Annotated in this window: 23 protein-coding genes; 8 read left to right on the forward strand and 15 right to left on the reverse strand. The window is 27.5% G+C overall.

Annotation, left to right across the window (positions count from 1 at the left end):
- Positions 1-111: 111 nt before the first annotated feature.
- The 5 genes from ACEXNK_RS03885 to ACEXNK_RS03905 form a co-directional block, all read right to left on the reverse strand.
- Positions 112-1,170: a uroporphyrinogen decarboxylase family protein gene (locus ACEXNK_RS03885; protein WP_373601243.1), complete on the reverse strand. Its 1,059-nt coding sequence runs from the start codon at positions 1,168-1,170 to the stop codon at positions 112-114.
- A gap of 13 nt (positions 1,171-1,183) precedes the next feature.
- On the reverse strand, positions 1,184-2,023 hold the full coding sequence (locus ACEXNK_RS03890; RefSeq protein ID WP_373601242.1) for a carbohydrate ABC transporter permease: 840 nt from the start codon (positions 2,021-2,023) through the stop codon (positions 1,184-1,186).
- 16 nt (positions 2,024-2,039) lie between these two features.
- On the reverse strand, positions 2,040-2,930 hold the full coding sequence (locus ACEXNK_RS03895) for a carbohydrate ABC transporter permease (protein WP_373601241.1): 891 nt from the start codon (positions 2,928-2,930) through the stop codon (positions 2,040-2,042).
- Positions 2,931-2,961: 31 nt separating this feature from the next.
- Entirely contained in the window at positions 2,962-4,224 is a 1,263-nt protein-coding gene (locus ACEXNK_RS03900; protein ID WP_373601240.1) for an ABC transporter substrate-binding protein, read from the reverse strand.
- Between the two features lie 215 nt (positions 4,225-4,439).
- Complete coding sequence (locus tag ACEXNK_RS03905) at positions 4,440-5,372, reverse strand: S8 family peptidase (protein WP_373601239.1); 933 nt, start codon at positions 5,370-5,372, stop codon at positions 4,440-4,442.
- A 277-nt stretch (positions 5,373-5,649) separates the two neighbouring features.
- Here ACEXNK_RS03905 and ACEXNK_RS03910 point away from each other — a divergent pair, with 277 nt between their 5' ends.
- The 3 genes from ACEXNK_RS03910 to typA all read left to right on the forward strand — a co-directional run bounded on the left by ACEXNK_RS03910 (position 5,650) and on the right by typA (position 9,904).
- Complete coding sequence (locus ACEXNK_RS03910; RefSeq protein WP_373601238.1) at positions 5,650-6,261, forward strand: acetate uptake transporter; 612 nt, start codon at positions 5,650-5,652, stop codon at positions 6,259-6,261.
- Positions 6,262-6,451: 190 nt separating this feature from the next.
- The gene (locus ACEXNK_RS03915) at positions 6,452-7,870 is read left to right on the forward strand and encodes a spore germination protein (RefSeq protein ID WP_373601237.1); all 1,419 of its coding nucleotides are present in this window, start codon (positions 6,452-6,454) and stop codon (positions 7,868-7,870) included.
- 210 nt (positions 7,871-8,080) lie between these two features.
- The gene (typA, locus tag ACEXNK_RS03920; protein ID WP_373601236.1) at positions 8,081-9,904 is read left to right on the forward strand and encodes a translational GTPase TypA; all 1,824 of its coding nucleotides are present in this window, start codon (positions 8,081-8,083) and stop codon (positions 9,902-9,904) included.
- 51 nt (positions 9,905-9,955) lie between these two features.
- Here typA and ACEXNK_RS03925 read toward each other — a convergent pair whose 3' ends face one another.
- Positions 9,956-11,635 (reverse strand): ribonuclease J, encoded by a 1,680-nt coding sequence (locus tag ACEXNK_RS03925; protein ID WP_373601235.1) that lies wholly within the window; start codon positions 11,633-11,635, stop codon positions 9,956-9,958.
- A 191-nt stretch (positions 11,636-11,826) separates the two neighbouring features.
- On the opposite strand from ACEXNK_RS03925, the gene ACEXNK_RS03930 reads away from it, so the two are divergent.
- The 3 genes from ACEXNK_RS03930 to ACEXNK_RS03940 all read left to right on the forward strand — a co-directional run bounded on the left by ACEXNK_RS03930 (position 11,827) and on the right by ACEXNK_RS03940 (position 13,871).
- A complete protein-coding gene (locus ACEXNK_RS03930) occupies positions 11,827-12,372 on the forward strand; it encodes an NADH peroxidase (RefSeq protein ID WP_373601234.1) in 546 nt (181 codons plus the stop codon).
- 147 nt (positions 12,373-12,519) lie between these two features.
- Positions 12,520-12,897 (forward strand): Fur family transcriptional regulator, encoded by a 378-nt coding sequence (locus tag ACEXNK_RS03935; protein ID WP_373601233.1) that lies wholly within the window; start codon positions 12,520-12,522, stop codon positions 12,895-12,897.
- Positions 12,898-13,016: 119 nt separating this feature from the next.
- Complete coding sequence (locus tag ACEXNK_RS03940) at positions 13,017-13,871, forward strand: DegV family protein (protein ID WP_373601232.1); 855 nt, start codon at positions 13,017-13,019, stop codon at positions 13,869-13,871.
- Between the two features lie 464 nt (positions 13,872-14,335).
- Here the strand turns inward: ACEXNK_RS03940 and ACEXNK_RS03945 are convergent, their stop codons facing one another.
- The gene (locus ACEXNK_RS03945) at positions 14,336-14,791 is read right to left on the reverse strand and encodes a metal-dependent transcriptional regulator (protein WP_373601231.1); all 456 of its coding nucleotides are present in this window, start codon (positions 14,789-14,791) and stop codon (positions 14,336-14,338) included.
- A gap of 165 nt (positions 14,792-14,956) precedes the next feature.
- Between ACEXNK_RS03945 and ACEXNK_RS03950 the strand changes: the two genes are divergently transcribed.
- Both ACEXNK_RS03950 and feoB read left to right on the forward strand, forming a co-directional pair.
- Positions 14,957-15,187: a FeoA family protein gene (locus tag ACEXNK_RS03950; RefSeq protein ID WP_373601230.1), complete on the forward strand. Its 231-nt coding sequence runs from the start codon at positions 14,957-14,959 to the stop codon at positions 15,185-15,187.
- 22 nt (positions 15,188-15,209) lie between these two features.
- Positions 15,210-17,336: a ferrous iron transport protein B gene (feoB, locus tag ACEXNK_RS03955; RefSeq protein ID WP_373601229.1), complete on the forward strand. Its 2,127-nt coding sequence runs from the start codon at positions 15,210-15,212 to the stop codon at positions 17,334-17,336.
- 37 nt (positions 17,337-17,373) lie between these two features.
- Here feoB and ACEXNK_RS03960 read toward each other — a convergent pair whose 3' ends face one another.
- From ACEXNK_RS03960 to asnB, 8 genes are all read right to left on the reverse strand, one after another.
- Positions 17,374-18,219 (reverse strand): DegV family protein, encoded by an 846-nt coding sequence (locus tag ACEXNK_RS03960; protein WP_373601228.1) that lies wholly within the window; start codon positions 18,217-18,219, stop codon positions 17,374-17,376.
- 184 nt (positions 18,220-18,403) lie between these two features.
- Positions 18,404-19,282 carry an NAD(P)/FAD-dependent oxidoreductase gene (locus ACEXNK_RS03965; protein WP_373601227.1) on the reverse strand — a complete coding sequence of 293 codons (879 nt, stop codon included), beginning with the start codon at positions 19,280-19,282 and terminating at the stop codon, positions 18,404-18,406.
- A gap of 86 nt (positions 19,283-19,368) precedes the next feature.
- The gene (trxA, locus tag ACEXNK_RS03970; protein ID WP_373601226.1) at positions 19,369-19,683 is read right to left on the reverse strand and encodes a thioredoxin; all 315 of its coding nucleotides are present in this window, start codon (positions 19,681-19,683) and stop codon (positions 19,369-19,371) included.
- Positions 19,684-19,838: 155 nt separating this feature from the next.
- Positions 19,839-21,071, reverse strand: coding sequence for a sensor histidine kinase (locus ACEXNK_RS03975; protein WP_373601225.1), 1,233 nt, complete (start codon positions 21,069-21,071; stop codon positions 19,839-19,841).
- Positions 21,058-21,732, reverse strand: coding sequence for a response regulator transcription factor (locus ACEXNK_RS03980; RefSeq protein ID WP_373601224.1), 675 nt, complete (start codon positions 21,730-21,732; stop codon positions 21,058-21,060). The genes ACEXNK_RS03975 and ACEXNK_RS03980 overlap by 14 nt, the downstream gene beginning before the upstream one ends.
- A gap of 106 nt (positions 21,733-21,838) precedes the next feature.
- Positions 21,839-22,138, reverse strand: a complete 300-nt coding sequence (locus ACEXNK_RS03985) for a hypothetical protein (protein WP_373601223.1) — start codon at positions 22,136-22,138, stop codon at positions 21,839-21,841.
- 206 nt (positions 22,139-22,344) lie between these two features.
- Complete coding sequence (locus tag ACEXNK_RS03990) at positions 22,345-22,749, reverse strand: hypothetical protein (protein ID WP_373601222.1); 405 nt, start codon at positions 22,747-22,749, stop codon at positions 22,345-22,347.
- A 208-nt stretch (positions 22,750-22,957) separates the two neighbouring features.
- On the reverse strand, positions 22,958-24,823 hold the full coding sequence (asnB, locus tag ACEXNK_RS03995; RefSeq protein WP_373601172.1) for an asparagine synthase (glutamine-hydrolyzing): 1,866 nt from the start codon (positions 24,821-24,823) through the stop codon (positions 22,958-22,960).
- Positions 24,824-24,841: the final 18 nt, after the last annotated feature.

A 24,841-nucleotide genomic window follows, 5' to 3' on the forward strand; every position in this document is an offset into this window, starting at 1 on the left:
CTAAATTTTTATGTATTATTAAATATACCCACAAAAAATACATATAAACATGACTATCTATATATATATTTGTAAAATATTACATTTATTTTTTATAAAATGTTATTTTTTTTAATATTTACAATTTTTTGATGCCTTTATCATAGCATATAAATTTGCCGATGGAGTTAAATAACTTAAAGTACAATCTGGAGTTAGTATATATCCGCCTTTATTATATTTCATCTCATTTATCATTTTTACTGCTTCTTTATAAACTTCTTCGGGCCTTCCTGTTTGTAATAAACTATTTTTTAAATTCCCTCCAATTATATAATCTTCCCCTAATTCTTTTGCTAAATCTCTCATATTAAATTCTGTTCCAACTGTAATTAGAGTTCTTGGTTTCAAATTTAGGTCATTTTTAAAATAATTTAGATTCTTTCTATGATTTCCACATAAATGTATTCCACCTATTCTGATTCCCATTTCATCAAACTTATCGTAAATCTCTTTTATGTATGGAAGACTAAATTTTTCGAAATTTTTAGGTGACATTATATCATTACATTCTATTGGACAAGACATTCCTGCCCCTATATTTTTTGCTCCAAATAAATTCACATGCTCTTTCGCATTTTCTAATATATAATCTGTACATATTCTCATAATCTTATGTACTAAAGCAGGTTCTTTTATTATCCATCTCATCAAAAGTTCTGTACCAGCTATACAATGTGCTATATTCATTGGTGATCCTACTGTAATACTTACATTTTTTCTATTTTCATATGCAAGTTTATTAAATTCAATGATCCTAGATCCAACATAGCTAGTTTTGATATCAGGAATTTTTAATTTTTCTACATCTTCACAGCTATTAATTGGTTTTCTTAAAATTTTAGGAAAACTTAACTTTGGATTTTCTAAATACTCTATACTTCCCCCAAATTCTTGGGTAAACCCATAAGGTATTCCATATCCTACTCCCCCATCATATCCAAACATCTCTTCACACCAGGATTGAGCATAATATGCACTCTTAGGGTTTAAATAATATTCTTTAGTACCCATGTTACAAACTTTACCCGCAAATGCTTCCATATGCGGAATTACTGGTACTCTATCTATTTTTAATCCATTTATTAATCTACTCATTCTTTCTTCTGATTTTAATTCATTTACAAACATTTTCTACTCCTTATCATTTGTCAGTTCCTGAAACTAAGCCTTTAACCAAATATTTTTGTATTCCTATAAACAGTATAGTTATAGGAATAACCGCTATAACAGCTCCTGCCATTAATAAATTCCAATGTACTTGATACTGCGACTTAAAATCTAAAAGCATTAGGGTTATAGGTCTCATTTTAGGATCTGTTATAAATATCATAGAAAAAAGCACGTCATTCCATGTATTTATAAATGAAAATATTCCAACAGCAACTATAGATGGCGCACAAATCGGAAAAACAATTTTAAATATCGCTTTAAATCGAGAGCATCCATCAATCATAGCAGCCTCCTCTAAACTTGGTGACATTTCTTTGAAGAATCCAACTAACATCCATATACACATTGGAAGCGATACTGCAGTATTTGCTAAAATTAGTGATGTATATGTGTTTAAAAGCCCCAACCTATTCATTATATTGTATAAAGGTACTATTAGTACGACTTGTGAAAACATTTGAGTTGTCAAAATCAAAAACAAAAATACTCTTTTACCCACAAACTTAAATCTAGCAAGAGCATACGCAGCTATTGATCCTAACAATATACATAAAACCATAGTACTTCCAGATATTATAGTACTATTTATAAATCCAGTTTTTAAATTATATGTACTAGACCAAGCTTCAATAAAGTTGCTTATTTGAATGTCATTTGGAATTATTTGGGGTGGCCAAGTAATTATATCTTTGTATGGCTTTAGAGATGTTCCTATCATTATAAAAAAGGGAAGAGTTAAAAATAGTGTGAATAATATTAAAAACATATGTGTCAATAAATTTTTTAAATTTTCATTATATCTCTTTATCATTATAGATCCCTCCCCTTTATAAGCTTTCATTTTTATTTAAAAATTTTTTCCAGTATATAAATGTAAAAATACTTAAAATAATAAATACTATAACAGACATAGTACAACTTACACTTGTATTGTATTTAGTAAATGCCTCTATATATATTTTTATAGGCAATGTTTCTGTAGAATTTATAGGTCCTCCTTTAGTTAAAACCCATATGACATTAAATGAGTTAAATGTCCATATGGTAGTAAGCGTTGTAACCATTAACACAATCGGTTTTATCTGAGGTATGGTTATTAGCCTCAATTTATCTAGGCTAGAAGCTCCATCTAAATCAGCTGCTTCATATATAGAATTTGGTATGCTTTTAAGCGCTGATAAAATCATCAGCGCTATAAAAGGTATTCCCATCCAAGCATCTACTACTACAGTAGATAAAAATGCTAATTTTTTCTGTCCTAGCCATATTAAATTTTCATTTATTAGACCTAATTTCATAAGAAAATAATTTAAATATCCATATTTACCATCATATATCCAGCTCCATATTATTCCAGAAGTAACCTGAGGCATAGACCATGATAAAAGAATTAAAACCCTATATATTTTTATACCTTTTATTTTTCTATTTAGTAATAATGCTAGAATAGTACCTAATACTATTTTTAAAGTTAAAGATATAATTGTCCAAAATGTTGTAATTTTTATAGATTGTATAAATTCATCATTTTTAAATAATTCTATATAGTTTTTAATTCCTACAAAATAACTTTCGTTACTTAACATAGAAGTATCTGAAAATGAATATTTAAAGGTTAAAATAAGAGGATACATAAATATTGCCAATATAAAAATAACTGCTGGGCATATGAAAACATATGGTAATATATTTTTTTCTTTTAATTTTATTCCCTGCATATTGTTATCCTTTTTAATGACCGACATTATTTTATTTTTTTTCTAAGTTTGTTAATTCTGTTTGAGCTTCTTGTAGAGCCTCTTTTGCTGTTTTTTCTCCTAGTACTGTTTTTTGAACCGCTTTTGCAATTATATCTTCAAACTCTTCAAATACAGGAGGAATAGGTGCTGGCTTTCCATAATTAATCATTTCTGTGAAAGGCTTGTAAAATTCTGTTTGATATCTATCTTCGTCCATTTCTTTCTTTAATAATGGGAAAAATCCTACTTTTTCATCATAAGCATTTTGATACTTATACTGTGTCATAAAATCTATAAATTTATATGCTTCTTTTTTATGTTGACTATCTGATGATATTACATAAGAATCTGTTATTAAAACTTCACCTTTTTTATTTCCTGCTGGTAACATAGCAACTCCAAATGGCGTATTAGTATCATCTTCTTTTATTCCCATAGCATCTTTTGCCCAAGGTCCATTTACAAACATAGCTATTTGCCCATTTTTAAACATATCTCCTAAATCATTTCTATTTACATCAACTGGATTTGGAGCTATTTTTTCATTAGTATAAAGCCCAGTGTAAAATTCAAACGCTTCCAATGCTTGAGGTGTATTTAATGATGGTTTTCCATTTTCATCATAGAAACTTGCTTCATTTTGCACTAAAAAGTTACCTAATTGTGTATCTACAGACCCTTTTAATTCTCCAGTTACAGCATAGCCTTTCATACCTGGGTTTTTAGCTTCAATTTCCTTAGATATTTTCACTATATCATCCCAAGTTTTAGGTGGTTCTTTTATCAAGTCTTTACGATAGTATAATGCTCTTGATGAAAATGCCATTGGTAATCCATATTGTTTTCCATCAACATTAGCTGTATTAAATAAATTTTCTATGTATTGAGATTTTTTATCATCATTTATATAGCTATCTAATGGTTCTATAGCGTTCATTTTTATCAATGGCTTCAACCTTTGAGAACCCGTTATCATAACATCAGGTGCATTTCCACCTTGAATCATAGATACCATTTTAGTTGTAGAATCATCCCAACTAACAGGTATAACTTTTATATCAATATCCGGATTTTCTTTTTCAAAATCTTCAATTCCATTGTCATATGCATCCTTATATATTGGATCTTCATAACCTGGAATATAAAAGCTTAAAGTAGTTTTTTTATCTTTTTCATTGCTTTCAGTAGTAGTTTCACTATTACATCCTACTAATAAACTTGTTCCTAATCCTACAGATAATAGCATGATTAATAATTTTTTCCCAATTTTCATTTAATATCCCCCTTTTTATAATTATTTCCCTTTTATTTCCATACTAAGTATATAATATTAAATTCTATTTGTTAAATAGAAAAAAACTATGTTTATTTGCGTTTGTATAGTTTTTATAAATAAGTTAGAATTCTTTTCTTTTTAACGTATTTAATAAAAATTAAAAATAGTGATTATAGAAAATATCTACAATCACTATACTAATAAAGAATTACTTATCTTGTTAAACTAACAGGATTTAAAAATACCATTCCATTTCCTTGTAAAGTTCTTTCCATATTTAAAAGAAGTGTATTTTTAATAAGCTGTCCATATATTTCCATTTCCGATAAATTTCTTTTAAATTCATATTTAGACCACTGCAAAATTAAAGCAATAGCTCCTGTAACATGTGGTGTTGCCATGCTTGTTCCGCTAAGGGCTCCATATTTTCCGTTTGGTAATATTGATAAAATATTAACACCAGGAGCTACTACGTCTATTTCCTTATTAGAATTTGTAAACCTTGCAGCACTTTTATTTTCATCAATAGCTCCAACACTTACAACTTCATTATAAGCTGCAGGATAAGAATACTCATGTGTGCTTGGGTTAGCATTATCTCCTTCATTTCCTGCTGCACAAACTACAATTATATTTTGATTTATAGCTTTTTTTATAGTATCATGAAGTATTTTTATATCATTACTTGCACCAAGAGACATCGATATAATATCAACTTTTTTCATTATTGCATAGTTTATAGCTTCTATAATCCATTCTATTTTACCTTCTCCATTTTTATCTAGAGCTTTTAAAACAATTAAACTAGCCTCTGGAGCTACCCCAACAACTCCATTTCCTATATTACTGGCTGCTATTGTTCCACATACATGAGTTCCATGCCCTTGATAATCCATATATATTTCTCTATTTGAATTATCATCTGTTGTAAAGTTTTTTCCATCTATTATTCTATTTTTCAAATTGGGATGTTTTGTATCACAACCTGTATCTATAACAGCTATAGTTATACCTCTTCCTGCATACCCAATATTCCAAAATTTTTTCGCATTTATCATTTCTACTCCATATGGAATAGTATAACTTAAATTTTCAAATTCCTTTTTTATTTCAAACGGCATAAGCTTTATATCTATCGTCTTCATTAATATCACCACCATAATATATAATGTATAGACTCTACTTTCTATACATTATATATTATGTTTCTTATGTCTATATGTGTTGATATTTAGATAATTTTAGCGATTCATATATCTAAAATTTATAGATTTATTAGAAATGTTGTAATTTTTTTATTTTTTTGTATACTTATTTGCAAATTAATGTTATTATATATAGGCATTTGTATTTTTTGTATACAAAATGCAGCTTAGAAATTATATATTTAATTTAATATTAATAATTATAGGAGGAAATACAATGACAAACGAAACAAAAGTAAAAGTTGTAACAGCTGACCCTTCAGCATTAGGACTTTTTGGTTTAGCAATGATAACATTAGTTGCATCTTCTCAAAAACTAGGATTAACATCAGGTGTATCTTTAGTTATACCATGGGCAATATTTTTAGGTGCTACTGCTCAATTATTTGCATGTATAAATGACTTTAAACACAACAATACATTTGGTGCTACTGCTTTCGGTGGATATGCATTCTTCTGGTATGCTGTTGGATTTACATGGTTAATACAAAATGGTGTATTTGGTGAAAAATTAGCTTCAACTGTTGATCCAAAGCAATTAGGATTTGCTTACTTAGGTTATTTAATATTTACTTTATTCATGACTATAGGAGCTATGGAAACTCATAAAGTATTATTTATAATATTTGTACTTATTGATTGTTTATTTATAGGTTTAACTCTAACTTCATTTGGAATAATGGAACATGCTAGTCATCAATTTGCAGCATATTCAGAGTTATTAATATCAATATTTTCATTCTATGGTTCTGCTGCTGCAGTATTAAACACTCACTTTGGTAAAGTGTTTTTACCAGTAGGTAAGCCATTTGGAATATTTAAAAAGTAATTTTTAGTAGGGGGAATAGTTATAACTATAACTTTTCCAAAATATATTTTATATAAATTATAATTCAAAGGATATATCTAGAATTTTCATCTGGATATATCCTTTTTTATTTTTAATTTACGCTTTCTAAATTAATAATTAATTAGTTTTTGTAAATACTATTAAATATAACTTTAGAAAGGGTGTTTTTATGATCTTAACTAAAAGTATTAAACGAAATGTAGAATTAATGAAAGAACACCTCCCGTTAGACACAAGTTTTGACGTAATTCATCGAGAGGTTATCGTAGGAGATAAAAGCTGCTATTTATTTTTTATAGATGGTTTTATAAAAGATGAAGTAATGGAAAGAATACTTTCAGGTTTCTTTCAAATAACAAGCGAGGATTTTAAGTCTATACATGAATTAAAAGATTTTATCCATAAATACATTCCCTACATAGAAGTAGCAAAGGAAAATAAACTAGATAATATCGCAAAAGAAGTTTTATCAGGCCCTATGGCTATACTTATTGATGGTTTTGATGAAGCTATAATTCTAGATGTTAGAACTTATCCTGTACGAGGTATCGGCGAACCAGAAAAAGAGAAAGCTTTAAAAGGCGCTAAGGATGGATTTGTAGAAACTATAGTTTTCAATACAGCATTAGTTAGAAGAAGAGTAAAAGATCCAAATCTTATATTTGAAATGTTTACTGTGGGTGAAAGATCTAAAACTGATGTTGTAATAGGTTATATAGATGGATTGGCAGATAAAAAAACTTTACAAAAACTAAAAAAACATATTGATGAAATCAAGGTAAAATCATTAGTTATGAGTGAACAAAGTATAGTCGAGGCATTACTCCAAAGTAGATGGTACAATCCATTTCCAAAAGCTAGATATACAGAACGCCCTGATGTTGCTGCAGCTCATATATTAGAAGGAAAAATATTATTAATTATAGATAATTCTCCTAATGCAATTATACTCCCTACAACTATTTTTGATTTTTTACAAGATGTAGATGATTTTTATCAACCAGTAATAATAGGTAACTACTTACGACTTATAAGGAATTTTACATTGCTAGCAACGTTAATTTTAACTCCCCTTTATACCTTAGCGGTTGAATACGCTTATGCATTGCCCCCATGGCTAGCATTTATAATTCCAAAAGATCCGTATGATGTACCCATTTTTCTTCAGTTTTTAATATTAGAATTTTCAATAGATGCACTCCAACTAGCATCATTAAATACCCCAGGTTCATTAGGTATGTCTTTGTCAGTTGTTGGAGCTCTTATTTTAGGAGATTTTGCTGTTCAAACCGGATGGTTTATTCCTCACACTATACTATATATGGCTATAGTAGCCCTTGGAAGCTTCTCTCAGCCTAGTGTAGATTTAGGATATTCTATAAAAATCATTAGAATTCTACTCTTAGTACTAACTGCTTTATTTGATGTTTGGGGATTTGTAGCTGGACTTATAATTATGCTTATCCTTCTTGCTACTAATAAAACTATCACTGGTAAAAGTTATTTATACCCTCTTATTCCATTTGAATATAGCGCTCTTAGACGCTTAATATTTAGAGTTCAATTGGATACTGAAAATGAAAAATAAGTAAATTTTTAAAGTGGCTGGTTCAAATCAATCATATAAATTTGAACAGCCACTTTTGTCTATACCAAATTTTTGTAGTTTCATTTCTCACCTATATTATTCTATAAATTAGGATAATAATATCTAATAGTATTCCTTTTTGTTTTACTTTTTCGTTAGACTGTGTTATACTTAATCAGTTATTTAATATTGAAACGGAGGAACAAACCAATGACAACTAAGAATAAAATCGTGAACATTGCAGTTATCGCCCATGTCGATGCTGGTAAATCAACTTTAGTTGATGCATTCTTACACCAATCAGGAACATTTAGAGATAACGAAGTTGTAAAAGACTGTGTAATGGATAGTAATGACCTTGAAGCCGAAAGAGGAATAACTATCTACTCTAAAAACTGTTCTATAAACTATAAGGATTACAAAATAAATATCGTAGATACACCAGGACATAGTGACTTCTCTTCTGAGGTTGAGCGTGTTATAAAAACTGTTGATACAGTTATATTACTAGTAGATGCTAGTGAAGGTCCAATGCCTCAAACTAGATTCGTTTTACAAAAATCTTTAGAAGCTGGACTTAGACCAATACTTTTCATAAACAAAATAGACAAGCAAGATCAAAGAGCTGAAGAAGTTGTTGATGAAGTATTCGACTTATTTGTTGACTTAAATGCAACTGATGAGCAATGTGAATTCCCAATAATATACGGTATAGCTAAGCAAGGTATAGCTAAGCGTGAAATGGATGATGATAGTTCTAACTTAGCTCCATTATTCGAAACTGTTGTAGAGCACGTTGAAGCTTACCCTGATTACAGTGATGAGCCACTTCAACTTCAAATATCTGCTCTTGCATACGATGATTATGTAGGTAGACTTGGAATAGGTAGAGTTTACAAAGGTACTGTTAAAAATGGTGCTCAAGTTTCTGTTTGTAAAACTGACGGAACTGTTGCTAGAGGAAAAATATCTAAGCTTACTGCTTACGAAGGTCTTCGCCAAGTTGAAATGGATGAAGCTTATTCTGGAGATATAGTAGTTGTAGCTGGTATGCCAGATATATCTATAGGAGAAACTATCTGTGATACTGACAATCCATTACCAATGGAACTTATACACATAGAAGAACCTACTTTATCTATGAACTTCTTAGTTAATGATTCTCCATTCTGTGGTAAGAGTGGTAAATTCGTTACAACTAGACATATAAAAGATAGATTAGACAAAGAATTAGAAGTTAACGTTGGTCTTAAAGTTGAGCCAATGGATACTACAGATGGATTTAAGGTATCTGGACGTGGAGAACTTCACTTATCTATATTACTTGAAAACATGAGACGTGAAGGATATGAAATCGGAGTTTCTAAGCCAGAAGTTTTATTCATCAAAGAAGATGGAAAATTAATGGAACCTATGGAAAAAGTTATAGTTAACTGTCCAGAAGTTTACTCAGGAACTGTTATAAATAAATTAAACTTAAGAAAAGCTATGATGGAAGCTATGGAAATAGAAGGAGATTATGTTAAAATAACATTTATAGCTCCTACTAGAGGTCTTTTAGGTTACAGAAGTGAGTTCATAAATGATACTCGTGGAGAAGGTACTATAGTTAGATCATTCGAAAGATATGAAGATCATAAAGGATCAATTCCTGGAAGAACTAATGGAGTATTAGTTGCTCAAGGACCTGGTACTACAATGGCATATGCTCTTAGTGCTTTAAGTGAAAGAGCTCAAATGTTCGTTGATCCAGGTGTTGATGTTTACGAAGGTATGATAATAGGTATGAACTCAAGAAAAGATGATATGGTAGTTAACCCTTGTAAAAACAAGAAATTAACTAACGTTCGTGCTTCTGGTACTGATGATGCTGTTAAATTACAAGCTGCTAGAACATTCACTCTTGAAGAAGCTTTAGAATTTATAGATGATGATGAATTAGTTGAAATAACTCCTGATTCTATAAGACTTAGAAAAAGATTCTTAAATGAAAATGAAAGATTAAGATATAACAAATCAAGACAATCTAAATAGATAAAATATTAAGGAGTTGTAATTTACAACTCCTTATTTATATTTATTCAATTAAACTTCAACTATTATAGGGAATATACTAGTACCTCTTTTTAATTTATCATATAAATATCTTTCAACAGATTTTTTAACTCTAGACTTTATAACACTCCACTCTAGTATATTATTTTCTAAACATGCCTCTACTTCTTGTGTTACTATAATTTTAACTTCATCAATTAAATCAGTAGCTTCTCTTGCATAAATAAATCCTCTTGTTATAATATCAGGTCCCGTTACTATACTATAATTTATACGATCTATAGCTATAACTATAGTCATCATTCCATTTTCAGCTAAGTATTTTCTATCTTTTAAAACTATATTACCTACATCCCCTACTCCAATTCCATCAACATAGACCATTCCAACTTTGACTTTTCCATCTTTTTTAGCACTATTTTTAGTTAGTTCCAATACATCTCCTGTTTCTAATATAAACACATTTTCTTTTTTCATTCCAAGTTTAACAGCTAAATTTTTATGATGTATTAAATGTCTATATTCTCCATGCACTGGCATAAAATACTTAGGGTGCACTAGAGTGTGTATAAGCTTTAATTCTTCTTGATATGCATGTCCAGATACATGTACGTCTTCTAAATCTTTATATATTACTTCTGCTCCTTTTTTGTATAATTGATTTATAACTCTAGATATAAGTTTATCATTACCCGGTATTGGCGCTGCCGATATTATAAATAAATCATTGTTTTTTATCTTTATTTTTCTATGTGTATCAAAAGCTATTCTAGCAAGTCCTGCCATAGCTTCTCCTTGGCTGCCTGTAGTTATTATAGTTATCTCATCATTATTGTAATTATTCATTTCATCTATGTTTATATTATATCCGTCAGGTATATTTAAGTACCCAAGGTCTATAGCAACATTAGATACATTCTCCATACTTCTTCCACTAAAAACTACTCTTCTATTATTAGCTACTGATGCATTAACAATCTGTTGCATTCTATGTATATTAGATGCAAATGTAGCAACTATTATTCTACCTTTTCTTCCTGAAAAAACTCTATCTAATGTTTCCCCTATTGTTTTTTCAGATAAAGAATGTCCTTTTCTTTCTACATTGGTACTGTCTGCCAATAATAGTAATACTCCTTTTTTACCTATTTTTGATATAGTCTCTAAGTCCATACGTCTTCCATCTATAGGGGTATAATCTACTTTAAAATCTCCAGTATGAAGTATTAGTCCTATTGGAGTATATATACATAATGCACATGCATCAGCTATACTATGAGTAACACTTATAAATTCAACTTCAATATCTCCTACCTTTATTTTTTGTTTATCTTCTACAGAATTTAAACTGCATATATCAAGTATATTATGTTCTTTTAATTTATTTTCAATTAAACCTATAGTAAGTTTAGTTCCATATACAGGCATATTTAATTGCTTTAATATATAAGGTATAGCCCCTATGTGATCCTCATGTCCATGAGTTACAAACATCCCTTTAACCTTTTCTTTATTATCTATTAGATAATTTATATCAGGAATGACCAAATCTACACCATACATATCTTCATCAGGAAAAGATAATCCTCCATCAATAACTATTATTTCGTCATTATATTCTATAGCTGTTATGTTTTTACCTATTTCTGAAAGCCCACCTAATGGTATTACTCTAACTTTATTTTCACTTATTTTATTCAGATTTTCCATATTCCCACTCCTTCTCATCCTATATTGTCTCTATATTTATATTATTCATTCTTTTTTTACTATTAATTCTAATTTTCCATATTTATATTTTTTTAATTTTAAGTGTTGACAAGATTATGTATATAATATATTATAAATACATAAATAATAATAGTAATGATTACTACTTTTAATTTTAGGAGGATATTAATATGAAAAAATTTGTTTGTACAGTTTGTGGATATATACATGAAGGTGAAGTAGCTCCAGAAGTTTGTCCAGTTTGTAAAGTTGGAGCTGATAAATTCGAGGAAATGAAAGGTGAAATGGTTTGGGCTGATGAGCATAGAATAGGCGTTGCTCAAGGTATCGACCCTGAAGTGGTTGAAGGATTAAGAGCTAACTTTATCGGTGAATGTACTGAAGTTGGTATGTACTTAGCAATGAGTCGTCAAGCTGATAGAGAAGGATTCCCAGAAGTAGCTGAAGCTTACAAGAGAATAGCATTTGAAGAGGCTGAGCATGCTGCTAAATTTGCTGAATTATTAGGTGAGGTTGTTGTTGCTGATACTAAAGCTAACTTAAAAGCTAGAGTTGAAGCTGAATATGGTGCAACTGACGGTAAATTAAAATTAGCTAAAAAAGCTAAAGACTTAGGATTAGATGCAATACATGATACTGTTCATGAAATGTGTAAAGATGAAGCTAGACATGGTAAAGCATTCTTAGGTTTATTAGAAAGACATTTTAATAATTAATTATTAGTAAATATTAAAATAGAGTGGTCATATTTTTCTTGACTACTCTATTTTAATATTTGTAATTTTAATTTATAATATAATTTGATTATAAATATACTATTTATGGTATATTTATTTCAAAAAAATTTATAAGCAGGTGATATTTTGAAATTTTCAAAGCAAAGAGAACTTATATTAAACACTGTAAAAAATAATACCGTTCATCCTACTGCAGATTTCATATATGATTATTTAAAAAAAGATAATCCTAACTTAAGTTTAGGAACTGTGTATAGAAACTTGTCTCAACTTGTAAGTCATGGGTACATTCAAAAGGTAAGTATGCCTGGTTTTCCAGATAGATTTGATGGTAATGTAACTAAACATAATCATATGATTTGTGATGTATGTGGAAACATAGAAGATATACATTCTGATACATTAAAAAATATACCTTCTATAATTTCTGAGGAGTTAGATGTTGAAATTACATCTTGCAATATTATACTTCATGGTATTTGTAAAAATTGTAAGAATAAATAATAAAAAGACACTCCCATAGAGTGTCTTTTTATTATATTTTACATTCCAATTATTTTATTATATAATGAATTAGTTTAATATATAAATATAATAATAAATTATTAAAGGAGGAAGTTTATATGGCTATAAAAATAATTACAGATAGTACATCTTACATTCCTAAAGAATATATAGAAAAATACGACATAAAAGTAGTATCTCTTAATGTTTTTATGGATAATGAAAGTTTGCGTGAATTAGATATAGATAATAAAACTTTTTATAATAAAATGGATAATCTTGACCAACTTCCAAAATCTTCACAACCTACTCCTGATGAAATGTTAAATTCTTTTACAGATATAGTTAAAAATGGAGATTCAGTTATAGGTATTTTCTTATCTTCTAGTATGAGTGGCACTTTTTCTAGTGCTAATTTAATAAAAAGTATGATTTTAGAAGATTATCCAAATGCAAATATACATATACTCGATTCTAAAACTAATTGTATGCAAATGGGATTTGCAGTTTTAGAGTGCGCTAAATTAGCTTATGAGGGAAAAAACATACCTGATATTTTAAAAGTGTATGATAAAGTCTCTTCAAATAGTAAGTTTTTATTTTCTCCAGATACTTTAGAATATTTAAAAAAAGGTGGTAGAATAGGAAGTGCTTCTGCCCTTTTAGGTTCAATTCTTCAAATAAAACCAATTCTTACAGTAACGGATGGTACAACTTCTGTATTTACGAAAGTAAGAACTAGAAAAAAAGCAATAAATACTATAATTAACTCAGCTTTAGATGATATATCAAAAAAAGGATTAGGAGATATTATAGTTCATCATATAAACTGCGAAGATGAAGGAATTAAAATAGCTAATATTCTTGAAGAGAAACTAGGTAAGAGTGTAAAGGTCCAATCTATAGGCCCTGTAATAGGCCTTCATGTAGGTCCTGGAAGTTTAGGAATTGCTTATTATACAAATATAGATTAATTATAAAACAAATGCTCTAGAATCCATCTAGAGCATTTGTTTTATATATATTATTTTTCATATCTTACATTGTCTTCTGCTAAATTTTCAGATATATATGCTGCTACATATAATCCATACATTATTACAACTAAAACTGCAGTTATTAGAACTATAGTCATATTTATCACTTCCTTCTTAACTCTAATTGTAGTTTCCATTTATGAATTCTATATGATTTTATTATGATTTTTTATTAATGCTTGACATTTGGAAACTATATATTCATCATTAGATTTTGTTTTTAGAGATATAAGTTTACTATACTTAATTATTTTGAATAATTTATATCAATAATTATATCATTTATTTAATCCTTCTATTGTTACACTATTGTAATATTTTCCATAAATATGAATTAATATTATATCACCATTTTATTTTTCACATATTTTTAACCAAATATACTTATTCTTTTAATAATTTTAATCTTCAATACTTTTTAATTTATCCATTATTAATTCATTAGCCTTTAAGAAATTTATTAAGTTACTTATTCTAACTAAAGTTTCAACACTTATCGTATGTTCTATTTTCTCTGTTTCTTCATGTATATAATTTTTAACTCCTATAAGTTCTAAAAACTCATAAATCGTATTATGTCTATATAATAACCTCTCCCCAATTAGTTCTCCTGTATTACTCAGAATTATACAACCGTACTTTTCATGAATCAGTAAATTCTTGTTTTCTAATTTTTTTACCATATTACTTACAGATGATGGCTTTATGTTTAAAGCTTTTGATAAATCACTTATTTTAACTTCTCTATTTTCTTCATATAATCTATAAATCATTTCAATATAATCTTCTTCGTTAGGACTTAAGCTATTATTTTTCATATATTCATTAAATGTATAAAATTGATTAAGTTTTTTCAATGCACATCCCTCCTATTGATACCTCATATTTAAATATATTTACATATAAGTAATATATTCTACATTCTTGTAACAACTTTCAATTAATTTTCATAATATCTATTGTAAGAAATTTAGTCTAAACTAAAACTTACTTAATCAACTTAAAGTATGGAGGTATTTTTCATGGTTAAACTTACTGATGTTGACATATGTAGCACCGTAAAGGTAGAAGGACTTTTATCAGAAGGTTACCTTAGAGAAAGAATGTTAGCCCTAGGATTGACTACAGGTGCCACTATCGATGTTTTAAGGCATGGTCCTAAAAACAATCTTACAGTTTATAATATACGAGGTGCTATTATAGCTCTTCGAAGAGAAGAAAGTGAAAAAATATTAGTGTCATATATAAATTAGTATCATTTAGGGGGAGACATTTATGGGGTTAAGTTACGATTCAACTAAAATTAAATCGTTAAAAGATATGTTTAATATAGATAAAAAAGATGGTCAATATGTAGTCGCACTTGCAGGAAATCCTAATACAGGTAAAAGTACAGTATTTAATTATTTGACAGGCCTTAAACAGCATACAGGTAATTGGCCTGGAAAAACAGTTTGTACCGCTAGAGGCGATTTCAAATACAACTCTAAAAATTTTGCACTTATAGATTTACCAGGAACCTATTCTTTGTTTGCAGCTTCTCAAGAAGAATTAGTCGCTCGAGATTTTGCATGTTTTGGTCACCCAGACGCAGTTATAGTTGTGGCTGATGCTACATCTTTAGAAAGAAATTTGAACTTAGTATTTCAAATTATGGAGCTTACAAAAAATATAATATTATGTATAAATTTAGCTGATGAAGCTAGAAAAAAAGGCATATATATAAATAAAGATATTATAGAAATAGAATTGGGAATTCCAGTGGTAATGACATCAGCTCGAAATGGTGATGGGATGGATGAATTACTAAAAACACTTGATTTAGTAGTTAGTAATTCCTATAAGTATAATAATAAGATTATAAAATACGATAGCAATATAGAAAGCTTACTTAATTTAATAGAAAATGATTTATATAATTTTATTCCTGCTCTAGATTCTAGATGGTTAGGTCTTAGGTTGATAGATGGTGATATAAGCATATATGATTCTATGAATTCATACCTAGAAGGAAATTATAAAGAATCTATAAATGAAATAAAGTTAAAACTTCCTTCAAATATAGATAAAGTTAAAATTAGAGATGATATGAGTAAGATCCTGTATACTCATGCTAAAGATCTTTACGATAGTAGTGTTGTTATAGAAAATAAAAATAAATTTAGCAGAGATGAAAAAGTAGATAAAGTTCTTACTTCTAAAAAATTCGGTTTACCTATAATGTTATTAATACTATGTTTAGTTTTATGGATTACTATAGAGGGTGCAAATGTTCCATCTGCTATAATTTCTGATTTTCTATTTAAGGTTGAACCTATGCTGTATAATTTTTTAACTCAGATAAATTGTCCTATATGGTTAAATGAAATGATTAGCTACGGAATGTACAGAACTCTTGCATGGGTAGTTTCTGTTATGCTTCCGCCTATGGCAATATTCTTTCCGTTATTCACACTTCTTGAAGATTTTGGTTATCTGCCTAGAGTAGCATTTAATCTTGATCATATGTTTAAAAAAGCTTGTTGTCATGGTAAACAGTGTCTAACAATGTGTATGGGATTTGGATGTAATGCTGCTGGGGTTGTAGGGTGTAGAATAATAGATTCACCAAGAGAAAGACTTATTGCCATTCTTACAAATAATTTCGTTCCTTGTAATGGTCGTTTTCCAACGCTAATAGCAATAGCTACTATCTTTTTTGCTTATTTCACACAAAACTCATTTACTAGCAGTGCTATTGTTGCACTTACTATAGCTTTAACTATAGTATTTGGTATAATAACTACTTTGGTTGTTTCCTATATACTATCTAAAACTTTATTAAAAGGTGTACCTTCTACTTTTACATTAGAGCTTCCACCTTATAGAACTCCTAAGATAGGAAGAGTTATTTATACATCTATAATAGATAGAACTATATTCGTTTTAGCTCGTGCTATTGCTGTTGCAATTCCTGCAGGAGTGATAACTTGGATATTTGCAAATATTTATATAGGAGATACAAGCATATTATGTCATGTTGCCGAATTTTTAGATCCAATAGCAAGTATTATAGGTCTTGATGGATTTATACTACTTGCATTTATACTAGGTTTTCCTGCTAACGAAATAGTAATCCCTATACTTTTAATGTCTTATTTAGCTACTGGATCTATGATTGAATTTGATAGTTTATCAGCATTAGGTGAAGTTTTAAAAGATAATGGTTGGACCTATCTAACTGCTATAAATACAATGTTATTTAGCCTACTTCACTGGCCATGTGCTACTACACTATTAACTATAAAAAAAGAAACTGGAAGTATAAAATGGACGGCTATAGGATTTTTAATGCCTACTGTAATTGCCTTTATAGTATGTTTTTCTACAACAGTTATATTTAAGTTATTGAATATTGCATAATAAAAATGAGTTAAGATTTAATCTTAACTCATTTTTATTATTTATTGCAACAAGCTATCCCTATTATTCCAGGTCCTGTATGTGCACATATACAAGAACTTACATTAACAGTAAGTATTTCGCTTATATTAAATTCACTTTTTAATTTTTCTTCAACTGAAATTATTTCACCCTCATTGTCTCCATATCCAAGGATAATTCTTTTATCACTTAAATCTTCACCAAACTTTTCTTTGATTAAAGCTATAATTTTACTTAATACTTGTTTTTTACCTCTAACTTGATTTACAGGTTTAACTAACCCATCTTGTATAGATAATATTGGTTTTATATTCAACATATTTCCTATAGTTGCTTTGGCTAAAGAAATTCTACCACCCTTTTGTAAATAATCTAATGTGTCTACAGTAAATAACACTTCTATATTATTTTTTAATTTTTCTAAGTGATCCACTATCTCTTCTATATTTTTATTTTTCTCTATCATTTCAGCTGCAGACAATAAAAAACATCCACTTCCTATAGACAAGTTCTGAGTATCTATTATATATATATTTCCTTCTAAATCATTTTTAGCCATCATTGCACTTTGTAATGTTCCAGAAGCTGTTGATGATCCTCCTATATATAATATACCTTTATCTTCATTTAAATATTTTTTGAATGCATCTCTAAATTGTATATATGTACATTGAGAAGTTTTAGGCATATTCTCACTATTTCTTAACATTTTATAGAATTCTTCTTTACTTAAATCTATTCCATCTATATATTCTTTACCATCAAATATAACAGTCAATGGTACCTCATGTATATCGTATGTCTCTAGTAATTCTTTTGGTATATCTGATAAACTATCACATATTAACTTTATTTTATTCATTCATATCCTCCATAATTATATAACTTTATTACATAATATTAATTACAACCTGAAATTATAACTAGGTACTAATACTATATCACATCATATGTTAAATTTCTATATGTTTTTATCTTTACCATATACTCTAAAATAAATAATATAAAAAATAGTTATTAGAAATTTCTAATAACTATTTTTTATATTATTTATTTTTCATTTTTTCTTCAATTTTTTTCTTATCTAAGTAACTAACTGCATTAAGTGCAGCTATTTGTCCTTGTCCTGCTGATTTTAAGTATTGATATGGCTTCCCTGCACAATCTCCACATGCAAAGCATCCAGGTATATTAGTTTCCATATTTATATTAACTTTTATATGAACACCTTCTGTTTCTATTCCTGGTACTAATGCTTTTGGAGATGCACTATCTTTCATAACAAAAACTCCATCAACATCTAATTCATGGTTTCTTAATTGTAATTTGTTAACAAGATTTTCACCTTTTATTTCAACTGGAAAATCTTTTATAACTTCAATATTATCATTTAAATTAAGTTCATTTTTATGCATAGGTATAAAATAAGTTTTAGCTGCTATTTCACTTAAAAAGTTTGCATCTTCTTCAGCTTCATGGTTATATCCTATAACTGCAACATTTTTATCTCTATATAAAGGTGCATCACAAGTTGCACAGTATCCTACGCCTTTTCCTAAAAATTCTTCCTCACCTTTTATTGGTTTTCCATACTCTACACCTGTAGCTATTATAACCGCACTAGCTTCAAACATATCATCTCCTGCCATAAGTGTAAAGTAATCTCCCATGGCATATACATTATTAATCTTAGCTTTAGTTATTTCTATATTCATATCTTTTAAGTGATTTTTAAATTTATCTTTTAAATCTTTACCACTTATATCATAAAACCCTAGGTAGTTATCTATAGATGGAGCTTTAACTAGTTTCGCACTTAAATCATCATTTCCAAATAATATTATTTTTTTATTTCTTATAGTGGCATTTATTGCTGCTGATATTCCAGCTGGCCCACTACCAATTATAGCTATATCATATCTCATATCCATTACCTCTCTATAAATTAAATTATTTTTAATATATGTAATTTGAGGTGCTAATATAACTTAGCACCCCCTAGTTTAATTTCTTATAAATGAGCTTCCACTTTTGCTTTTAAATTTTCTTTTGGCATAAATCCAACTAATTTATCTACAACTTTACCATCTTTAAATATCATCATAGTTGGAACTGTTGATATTCCAAACTTTTGAGCTAATTCTAAACTCTCATCTATATCAACTTTAACAAATTTTGCATCACTTACTTCTTCTGAAACACTTTCAAATACTGGTGCTAACATTTTACAAGGTCCACACCAAGTTGCAAAAAAGTCTACAACTACAACTCCTTTATTATCTTCTACTGTCCCTCTAAAGTTTCCTGTATTAACTATTTTAGCCATAGTATTATCCTCCTAAATATATCTTAATATTATTTTAATTTCTTTATTATATTCTATGATATACAATACTTTTATTCTGTAACTTTATCACATTTTTGTAATTTGTATATCAATTGTTATTATATTCTAATTATACCCAAGGTAACTGTCTCCAATCAATTATTTTTTATCCTTTTAGGAATACTAATTATAAATTTAGTACCTTTATTTAATTTAGAATTCACTTTTATACTACCTTTTAAACTACTAATAATCATTTTTGCTATACTAAGCCCAATTCCAGATCCATCAATATCTTTATCTCTCACATTTTCACTTCTAAAAAATCTATCAAAAACTAGTTTTATTTCATCATCTTTTATACCTATTCCACTATCTTCTATAGTTATTTGGTAGCTATTTTCTTTACCTTTTACATCTATATTTATATAGTCACCTTCATTGGTATATTTAAATGCATTATCTATGAATATAACTAATAATTGTCTTAGCTTATTTTTATCTGTATATATCATGTTAATTTTATTTTCAAATTTATAATTAAAATTTTTATTGTATATTTCAGATATCTCCACATAATCATAGGATAGCTCTTTTATAAGTTCATTTATGTCAAATTCTTCTAATTCTAATTTAGTAATTCCATCTTCTTTTGTTAATTTAAGTAAGTCATTTACCATTTTCTTCAATCTTCTATTTTCTTTCATAGCCTCTGCTATAGTTTCTATTTCATCACTTATAGAATGTTGAGGATATTTTAATATGCTTTCAAGTTTTGAGGATATTATCGTTATTGGAGTTCTAAGTTCATGAGATGCATCTTGTATAAATTTCACTTGATTATCCCATGCACTTTCAATAGGTACTAAAGCTTTTTTAGTTAAATATAAAGCTATAAAATATGTAGTAACTATTGCAATTATAATTCCAATAAGAAATATGCCTAATAACCTATTTAATAACGCCAACTCAGAATTTATATTTCTTATAATTTGTATAGTATATCCAGATACATTAAATTTTAATTCTCTAAATGTATATCCGTTTTCTTTATAAGTATTAAATCCTAAATCATCACTATTATTATATGGTATAATATCTTTAAAGTATCCATTTGGTGTAAAATATTTAACTTGATTTCCTTTGTATATATATACCATATTTTGAGGATCTAATAGCTTAGGATTCGCATATAAGTGATTTTGGTCTAATTGAACAGATAAATATTCAAGTTCTTCTTTTAAATATCTATCTACATTTTGATATGTTTGTGCCTTAAAATAGCCATATATACACAATGAAAAAATTACTAAAAAACTTCCAACTACAGCTATATTAATTTTTATTAGCTTTTTTTTAGTACTTAAAATAATATCATTGTTTGTCATCAAACATATACCCCACTCTTCGCTTAGTTACTATATATTTTTGATAATCAAATTTACTTAGTTTTTTTCTTAAATTGCTAATATAAACCTCTACTATATCTATAGTTGAATCACTGTCCATTCCCCAAATTCTATCAAATATTTGCTCTTTTAACAAAATCGTTCCTTTATTTAACAATAAATATTCTAATAAGTTAAATTGTTTGTTCGGTAGATCAATTTCATTACCTTTTATCGATACAATCTTTTTATTTAAATCAAGTTTTAATTCTTTAAATTCTAAAATATTTTTATTGTCTATCTTACCTTTTGTTCTTAACATAGCATATATTCTAGCAACTAACTCTTCCATATAAAAAGGCTTTGTTAAATAATCATTAGCCCCTAGCATAAAAGCCTTCACCTTATCATCTAAACTTTCTTTAGCTGTAAGTATTAAAACTAAAACATCTTCATTATTTTTTCTAATATTCTCTAATATTTCAATACCGCTCATCCCTGGTAGCATTAAATCTAATATTACAAGATCATAGATATTTTGCTTTATTAAATAGTATGCTTCTTCTCCGTTACTAATACTTTCAACTTGAAAATGGTCATCTAATTCTTTTGTTATACTCTTAAGCAACGATATATTATCTTCAACTACAAGGATTTTCATCCACATTCCTCCCTATATATTTCTATATACTATTTTATTACAAATTATAAATATTTACCAACACAAAAGAGATTATCTATTAGTAGATAATCTCTTTTAATTTCAATTATTCAATTATATACTTTTTAAGATTTTCATTTGAGTACTCTATTATTTCTCTATGTATAAGATTTAGTTCATGAAGTTCTCCATTTTTTAATTTATAGACATTATTAGTTATAATTTCTATCAATCCAAAAAATTCTTCACAATCTTTTTCTTCTAAATTTTCTATTTTTTCACTTATAGTAGTAGGGATATTTAATTCATCACTTTCAATACCGTATAAATCTTCATTCTTAATATCTTCAATCATAGCCATAACTATAATTATTATTTCATTTATATCAAATATACAGTTTGTCATCGTTAGCTCCTTTCAATTATCCTAGTGTAATATATATTGATTGTACGCTACTTATTATATATCAAATTTATATTTTCGTCATATAGTCTATAAACTATACTATATACTCATTCTATAATTTAATATATTATGTATATTTGTTTTTATATTAATAAAATAAGCTATATCGTAATAAAATTTAATTATTAAGATATAGCTCATTTTTATTATTTAAATAATAATTTAAAGTCTTTTCCCATCTTAAATAAAGCTATAAACAGTGTAATTATTCCTCCTATAGCTCCAATAGTTATTAGTGTATCCGATAAACTAAGGTCTAAAAGCAACGGCAATATAAATACAATTGCTGATATAATAGATAATTCAGATCCTATACTTTTTACATTATATTTTTTAGATATAATATAATATAATATCCAAAGTCCTAAAAATATAGGTAAAGAAATAATAAATATTGCTAAAAACTGAGTTCCACATGATTCATACCAATTTACAAAAGTAAAATATGATGAATATATGTATTCTGAAAATAATATATTTAATACAAGTAATATATTTAGCATAAACGTTATTACACTGTAAGTTTTTAAATTTTTAGTACAATTTTGCATTTAAAGTTCCCCCTTAAATTAATTCACATATTATATATAAACTCTATAATATTAATTATACATTAACTTTAAATTGTTATCGCTTACATATTTGTAATATAATTACAAATATGTAAGCGATAACAATTTAAGCAGATAGTAAAATTAACAGGTTAATATATCCATAAATAAAAAATATAAGATTACAATGTAATCTTATATTTTTTATTTAATTAGCTAATTGTTCGATATTCCAATAATCAGAATTTATATCTATATTTTCAATAAATAATTGATGCCACATACAAAATATGAATATTGTCCATACTTTTCTAGAATTATCACTTTTACCTTTTATGTGATCATCTAATAAATTTATTGCATAATTTTTATCTATTATATTGTCAGTATTAGATTCAATTATTACTTTTCTTACAAATTTGCCTAAATCATCTTTTAACCATACTCTTATAGGTATTGGAAACCCTAGTTTTTTCTTTTCTACCATGTGAGGCGGTATTATCCCCTTAAAAGCTTGTCTAAGTAGTATTTTAGTATTTGATTTACTTACCTTTTGTTCTAATGTAAGGTTCTTAGCTACATCAAATACTTCTTTATCTAAGAAAGGCACTCTAAGTTCAATAGATGATCCCATAGACATTTTGTCCCCTTTTAGTAAAATATCTCCTTCAAGCCATGTATTAATATCTATATTTTGCATAGTTGTAACATAATCATAATTTTTATCTTTACAATCTTTGTATAAATGTCTTAATACATCTTTGTATCTATTATTTTCATTAAATACTTGTAATATATCTTCAACTTCTCTATCTTCAAATATTTTAGCATTTCCTATATATCTACTTTCAAGAGATGTCGTTGCTCGTATTAAATAATTTTTACCTTTTATTTTAGGCATTAGTCTAACTATATTATTTATAGCTTTATTAAGCTTGTTTGATAATCTTAAAAATGGCCTAACGCTATAATATTCCTTATATATATTATACCCACCAAATAACTCATCTGCCCCTTCTCCTGATAATACAACCTTTACATGTTTTCTAGCCTCTTGTGATAAAAAGTGTATACCTACACAAGATGGGTCAGCAAGTGGATCATCTAATTTGTATATTACTTTAGGAAGTGCTTTTATATAATCACTTTGTTTAACATTTATTGCTATATTTTCAATACCTAGTGCATCTGCTGTTTTTTTAGCAACTTCTAACTCATTATAACCTTCTATATCAAACCCTACTGAAAATGATTTAATGTTTGGATTTATCTTAGATGCAAGTGTTGCTATTATAGTTGAGTCTATCCCCCCCGATAGAAATGTTCCTACTTCTACATTTGATACCATATGATGTTTTACGGAATCTTCAAGTGCGTTGTATATATCTTCTTTAGTTACATCTTTTCTTTTTATAAAGTTTATATCATAATATTGCTTAAATTCCACTTTATTATTTTTTATTGTAAAATAATTTCCATTAGGTACTTTATTTATATTTTTTACTATTGTTTTATAATTAGGTACATATTGAAAAGATAAATAATTTTGCAAACTATTTTCATCTACTTTAACTTCTTCTATTGTATCTACTAAAGCTTTGTATTCTGATGAAAAAGCTATTTCATTATTTGTTTCAACATAATATAGAGGCTTAATTCCAAATTGATCTCTCGCTCCAAATATAGTCTTTTGTTTTTCATCATATATAATAAAAGAAAACATACCTCTTAAATAATTCACACATTTTTCTTTATACTTTATATATGAGGTAAGTAAAACTTCTGTATCCGAATTTGTTTCAAATGTATAACCTTGATCTTCAAACTGTTTTCTTAAACTTTCATGATTATATATTTCACCATTAAATATAATACTATATCCATTTTTTACAAATGGTTGTTTTCCATGTTCTAAGTCAATAATACTAAGTCTTTTAAATCCAAATGCCACTTTTTCATTTATATAAAAACCTGTATCATCTGGCCCTCTATGATGTATCTTATCTGTTAGTCTCTTTATTAAATTCTCATCATTCATTTTATTTTTACTATATATAAATACATGTCCACACATAATATTTCTCCTTTATCT

This window comes from Paraclostridium bifermentans (genome assembly GCF_964259345.1).
Lineage (GTDB): Bacteria > Bacillota > Clostridia > Peptostreptococcales > Peptostreptococcaceae > Paraclostridium > Paraclostridium bifermentans_B.

Excerpts from the sequence above, each read along its gene's own strand:
- ACEXNK_RS03885 (WP_373601243.1), bottom strand. The coding sequence starts at position 1,170 with ATGTTTGTAAATGAATTAAAATCAGAAGAAAGAATGAGTAGATTAATA.
- ACEXNK_RS03890 (WP_373601242.1), bottom strand. The coding sequence starts at position 2,023 with ATGATAAAGAGATATAATGAAAATTTAAAAAATTTATTGACACATATG.
- ACEXNK_RS03895 (WP_373601241.1), bottom strand. The coding sequence starts at position 2,930 with ATGCAGGGAATAAAATTAAAAGAAAAAAATATATTACCATATGTTTTC.
- ACEXNK_RS03900 (WP_373601240.1), bottom strand. The coding sequence starts at position 4,224 with ATGAAAATTGGGAAAAAATTATTAATCATGCTATTATCTGTAGGATTA.
- ACEXNK_RS03905 (WP_373601239.1), bottom strand. The coding sequence starts at position 5,372 with ATGAAGACGATAGATATAAAGCTTATGCCGTTTGAAATAAAAAAGGAA.
- ACEXNK_RS03910 (WP_373601238.1), top strand. The coding sequence starts at position 5,650 with ATGACAAACGAAACAAAAGTAAAAGTTGTAACAGCTGACCCTTCAGCA.
- ACEXNK_RS03915 (WP_373601237.1), top strand. The coding sequence starts at position 6,452 with ATGATCTTAACTAAAAGTATTAAACGAAATGTAGAATTAATGAAAGAA.
- typA (WP_373601236.1), top strand. The coding sequence starts at position 8,081 with ATGACAACTAAGAATAAAATCGTGAACATTGCAGTTATCGCCCATGTC.
- ACEXNK_RS03925 (WP_373601235.1), bottom strand. The coding sequence starts at position 11,635 with ATGGAAAATCTGAATAAAATAAGTGAAAATAAAGTTAGAGTAATACCA.
- ACEXNK_RS03930 (WP_373601234.1), top strand. The coding sequence starts at position 11,827 with ATGAAAAAATTTGTTTGTACAGTTTGTGGATATATACATGAAGGTGAA.
- ACEXNK_RS03940 (WP_373601232.1), top strand. The coding sequence starts at position 13,017 with ATGGCTATAAAAATAATTACAGATAGTACATCTTACATTCCTAAAGAA.
- ACEXNK_RS03950 (WP_373601230.1), top strand. The coding sequence starts at position 14,957 with ATGGTTAAACTTACTGATGTTGACATATGTAGCACCGTAAAGGTAGAA.
- feoB (WP_373601229.1), top strand. The coding sequence starts at position 15,210 with ATGGGGTTAAGTTACGATTCAACTAAAATTAAATCGTTAAAAGATATG.
- ACEXNK_RS03960 (WP_373601228.1), bottom strand. The coding sequence starts at position 18,219 with ATGAATAAAATAAAGTTAATATGTGATAGTTTATCAGATATACCAAAA.
- ACEXNK_RS03965 (WP_373601227.1), bottom strand. The coding sequence starts at position 19,282 with ATGAGATATGATATAGCTATAATTGGTAGTGGGCCAGCTGGAATATCA.
- trxA (WP_373601226.1), bottom strand. The coding sequence starts at position 19,683 with ATGGCTAAAATAGTTAATACAGGAAACTTTAGAGGGACAGTAGAAGAT.
- ACEXNK_RS03975 (WP_373601225.1), bottom strand. The coding sequence starts at position 21,071 with ATGACAAACAATGATATTATTTTAAGTACTAAAAAAAAGCTAATAAAA.
- ACEXNK_RS03980 (WP_373601224.1), bottom strand. The coding sequence starts at position 21,732 with ATGAAAATCCTTGTAGTTGAAGATAATATATCGTTGCTTAAGAGTATA.
- ACEXNK_RS03985 (WP_373601223.1), bottom strand. The coding sequence starts at position 22,138 with ATGACAAACTGTATATTTGATATAAATGAAATAATAATTATAGTTATG.
- ACEXNK_RS03990 (WP_373601222.1), bottom strand. The coding sequence starts at position 22,749 with ATGCAAAATTGTACTAAAAATTTAAAAACTTACAGTGTAATAACGTTT.
- asnB (WP_373601172.1), bottom strand. The coding sequence starts at position 24,823 with ATGTGTGGACATGTATTTATATATAGTAAAAATAAAATGAATGATGAG.